Origin of the sequence: Rhizobium sp. MHM7A (genome assembly GCF_005862215.1) — a bacterium.
GTDB lineage: Bacteria > Pseudomonadota > Alphaproteobacteria > Rhizobiales > Rhizobiaceae > Rhizobium > Rhizobium bangladeshense.
On the sequence record NZ_VCHT01000047.1, the window covers coordinates 1 to 4,296 of the forward strand.

Annotated in this window: 4 protein-coding genes; all 4 read right to left on the reverse strand. The window is 62.9% G+C overall.

Translation table 11 applies throughout. The features are described 5' to 3' along the window. Positions 1-2: 2 nt before the first annotated feature. On the reverse strand, positions 3-1,118 hold the full coding sequence (locus FFR93_RS40050) for an ABC transporter ATP-binding protein (RefSeq protein WP_138397192.1): 1,116 nt from the start codon (positions 1,116-1,118) through the stop codon (positions 3-5). Positions 1,119-1,121: 3 nt separating this feature from the next. Beyond that, a complete protein-coding gene (locus FFR93_RS40055) occupies positions 1,122-2,093 on the reverse strand; it encodes a carbohydrate ABC transporter permease (protein WP_138397193.1) in 972 nt (323 codons plus the stop codon). Further along, the gene (locus tag FFR93_RS40060) at positions 2,090-3,043 is read right to left on the reverse strand and encodes a sugar ABC transporter permease (RefSeq protein WP_064710730.1); all 954 of its coding nucleotides are present in this window, start codon (positions 3,041-3,043) and stop codon (positions 2,090-2,092) included. The genes FFR93_RS40055 and FFR93_RS40060 overlap by 4 nt, the downstream gene beginning before the upstream one ends. Positions 3,044-3,174: 131 nt before the next feature. Next, a partial coding sequence (locus tag FFR93_RS40065) for an ABC transporter substrate-binding protein (protein WP_246661434.1) occupies positions 3,175-4,296 on the reverse strand: 1,122 nt, incomplete at its 5' end.

A 4,296-nucleotide genomic window follows, 5' to 3' on the forward strand; every position in this document is an offset into this window, starting at 1 on the left:
CGTCACGCGATGCGCGCCTGGCTGTCCGGATCGAAGAACACCGCCTTGTCGAGGTTGAATGCGAGGCGTGTATTCTGGCCTGGTGCGATGCCGGCATCGGCGCGCAGTCGGGCGACGACGGATTTGCCGCCGAGCTTGGTGACGGCGAAGGTGTCGGAGCCGGCCGGTTCGACGACTTCGATCAGGCAATCGTCCTCGGTCAGCGAGCGCGCCTTGCGGTCGGCGCCGTCAGGATCGGTCAGGGCTTCGGGGCGGATGCCGAAGATCACTGGCCTGCCGGCATAGGCAGACAGGCCGTGATTGCCGGAGACGACAGGCAGTCTGAGCGGTGCCCCATTCGGCCGTTCGAGCGAGACGGCAAGCCCGGCGGCACCGGCCTCGACGGTGGCGTTGAGCAGGTTCATCGCCGGCGATCCCATGAAGTCGGCGACGAAGAGATTGGCGGGGCTGTTATAGATCTCGGCCGGCGTGCCGAACTGCTGCAGCACCCCGTCCTTGAGCACGGCGATTTTCGTCGCCAGCGTCATCGCCTCGATCTGGTCGTGGGTGACATAGACGAAGGTGGTGCCCATGCGCTGATGCAGCCGCTTGATCTCGGTGCGCATGTCGACGCGCAGCTTGGCGTCGAGATTGGACAAGGGCTCGTCGAACAGAAAGACCTGCGGATTGCGCACCAGGGCCCGGCCCATGGCGACGCGCTGGCGCTGGCCGCCCGACAGCTGGCTCGGCTTGCGGTCGAGCAGATGGCCGATCTGCAGCATGTCGGAGACCTGCTTGATCGCCTTGGCCCGCTCCTCCTTCGGCACGCCGCGGATTTCCATGCCGAAGGCGATATTGCCCGCCACCGTCATGTTCGGATAGAGCGCATAGGACTGGAACACCATGGCGATGTCGCGCTTGGAAGGGTGCAGGCCGTTGATGGCGCGCCCGTCGATCCTGATCTCGCCTGATGTGACCGTCTCCAGCCCGGCGATGGTGTTGAGCAGGGTCGACTTGCCGCAGCCGGATGGGCCGACCAGCACGAGGAAGCCGCCCTTTTCGAGTTCGAGATCGATCCCCTTGAGGATGTCGATGGCGCCGAAGCGCTTTCTGAGGCCGGAGATTTCCAGGAAGGCCATGGCTTACCCTTTGACTGCGCCCGCCATCAGGCCACGCACGAAGTAGCGGCCGGCGAGGATATAGACGATGAGCGTGGGAACGGCCGCGATCATTGCAGCCGCCATGTTGACATTGTATTCGACCACCCCGGTCGAGGTGTTGACGACATTGTTGAGCGCCACCGTCATCGGCATGGAATCCCCGGTGCCGGCGTAAGCCGAGGCGAACAGGAAGTCGTTCCAGATGTTGGTGAACTGGTAGATGACGGTGACGACGATGATCGGCAGCGAGTTCGGCAGCATGATGCGGCGGAAGATCTGGAAGAAGCTCGCGCCATCGACCTGGGCGGCGCGGACCAGCTCGCTCGGGAAAGCCTCGTAGAAATTGCGGAAGAACAGCGTGGTGAAGCCGAGGCCATAGACGACATGGACGAAGACCAGATTGACCGTCGGATTGCCGAAGCCGAAGGTCAAGCCGGTGGCGTTCTGCAGCGTCATGCCGAAGCGGCCGAGCGAACCGAGGATGGTGGCCATCGGCAGGAGCACCGACTGGAACGGGATGAAGCAGGCAAACAGCATCAGCCCGAACACCAGCGTATGGCCGGGAAAGCGCCATTTGGTCAGGATATAGCCGTTGAGCGCCCCGAGGATGGTGGAGATCGCCACCGCCGGCACCACCATCTTGATAGAGTTCCAGAAGTAGCCCTTGATGCCGGCGCAGGTGAGCCCGACGCAGGTCTCGCCCCAGGCCTTGATCCAGGGCTCGAAGGTCGGGGCTTGCGGCAGCGCCAGCATGTTGCCGCTCTGGATCTCGTCCATCGTCTTGAACGAGGTCGTCAGCATGACGAAGAGCGGCATCAGATAGAGGATGGCGAAGAGGACCAGCAGGCCGTAGATGACGATGCGGCCGATCAGGCGGGCGCTGTTGCCGCGCTCAACTCCTGCGGCTGCCGCAGCCGATGACGAGGTGCCGATCGAAGAGGTGAGGCTGCTCATCGGGCCTTCTCCTTCAGTTCGGAATAGAGATAGGGCACGATGATCGCCGAGATCGTCATCAGCATGATGATGGCGCTGGCCGAGCCGACGGCCATCTCGTTGCGCTTGAAGGTGTATTCATACATGAAGTTGGACGGCAGCCAGGCCGAGCCGCCCGGCCCGCCCGAGGTCAGCGCCACCACCAGGTCGTAAGACTTGATCGCCATATGGGCGAGCACGATGAAGGCCGACAGGAAGATCGGCCGCAACAGCGGAATGACGATGCGGCGGTAGAGCTGGAAGGGCGAGGCGCCGTCGATCTGAGCCGCCTTCATGATCTCGCCGTCGATGCCGCGAAGGCCGGCCAGGAACATCGCCATGACGAAGCCGGACGCCTGCCAGACACCGGCGATGACGACGGTGTAGATGACGAAGTCCTTGTTCTTGATCCAGTCAAAGTGGAAGCTCGTCCAGCCGAAGTGATGCAGCGTCTGTTCCAGCCCGAGGCCGGGATCGAGGAACCATTTCCAGGCCACCCCGGTGACGATGAAGGAAAGCGCCATCGGATAGAGGAAGATCGGCCGCAGCAGCCCCTCGCCGCGGATCTTCTGGTCGAGCAGGATGGCGAGCAGCAGGCCGAGCGCCAGGCAGATGCCGACATAGAGGAAGCCGAAGATCGCCATGTTGGTGATCGAGGTATACCAGGAGGATGGCGGATCGCTCTCGAAGGTCCAGCGCCACAGCCGCTGATAGGCGCGCGCCCCGGTCAGCTGATAGGAGGGGAAGGTCTTGGAATTGGTGAAGGAGAGATAGGCCGTCCAGGCGATGAAGCCGTAGACGAAGACCAGCGTGATGACGAAGCTCGGCGCCAGCACGATCTTCGGCAGCGCATCCTGCAGCCGGCCCCGCAGCGAGATCCGCGTCGCCTGCCCCGGCGTCAGAACCGGATCGGTGGTCGCAACTGTGCTCATGGATATCATCTCCTCCCTCGCATCATCGGGCCTCACATCATCAGCCTCGCAATGATGGTCCGCACCTATTCGTCATGCGGTCTGAAGCTTCCCCGCCAAGCCAGCGGGGAAGCATGTTCATCGGCCTGGTCTCAGCGGGCGTCGTCGATCGCCTGGACCAGCTGGGTCACGGCCTCGTCGGAGCTCTTGATCTGGCCGTGGACGAACTTCGAGACGACGTCCTTATAGGCATTGGCGATCGCCGGAGGCGCGCCATAGCCCTGGGCCAGCGAACCGAACAGCGTGCCGCCTTCATTGGCCGCCTTCAGATCGGCGATGCCCTTCTTGCCGCAGGCGTCGAAGTCGGTGTCGGGAACGTCGGTGCGGGCCGGAACCGAACCCTTGACGACGTTGAAGGCCGACTGGAAGCTCTTCGACAGCGTTGCGGTGGCCAGCGCCACCTGCGCTGCCTTGCGGTCGTCGGGAACATTGAACATGCCGAACATGTCGGAGTTGTAGACGACGCTGCCTTCGGTGCCGGGGAAGCGGTAGCAGAGGAAGTCGGTATCCGGCGTCTTCTTGGCGGCGACGAATTCGCCCTTGGCCCAGTCGCCCATCACCTGCACCAGCGCGTCACCCTTGATGACCATGGCGGTCGCCAGGTTCCAGTCGCGGCCGGAGAAGTTCGGATCGACATATTGGACGATCTTGGCCAGGTTGTCGAAGGACTTCTTCATCGTGTCCGACTTCAGCGCCTCATCGTCGAGATCGTTGAAGGCCTTCTTGTAGAACTCCGGTCCGCCGGTCGACAGCACGATGGAATCGAACATCGTCGCTTCCTGCCAGTTCTGGCCGCCGAGCGCCAACGGGATCACACCTGCGGCCTTGGCCTTGTCGAGCAGCGCGATCAGATCGTCGAAGGTCTTCGGCTCACTGCCGCCGATCTTGTCCATCACCGCCTTGTTGATCCACAGCCAGTTGACCGAATGCACGTTGACCGGGGCGGCAACCCACTTGCCGTCATAAACGGAGAACTTCTGAAGTGCGGCCGGCACCGACTTGTCCCAGCCTTCCTTCTTGGCCGTCTCGGTCAGATCACCCATGACGCCGGCCTCGGCATAATCGAGCACGGTATAACCCAGCATCTGCGAGGCCGTCGGATAAGTACCGGCCGCAACCATCGCCTTCAGCGCCGTCATCGCCGCATCACCGCCGCCGCCGGCAACCGGAACGTCCTTCCAGGCAAACCCTTCCTTCGAAAGATCCTCCTTCAA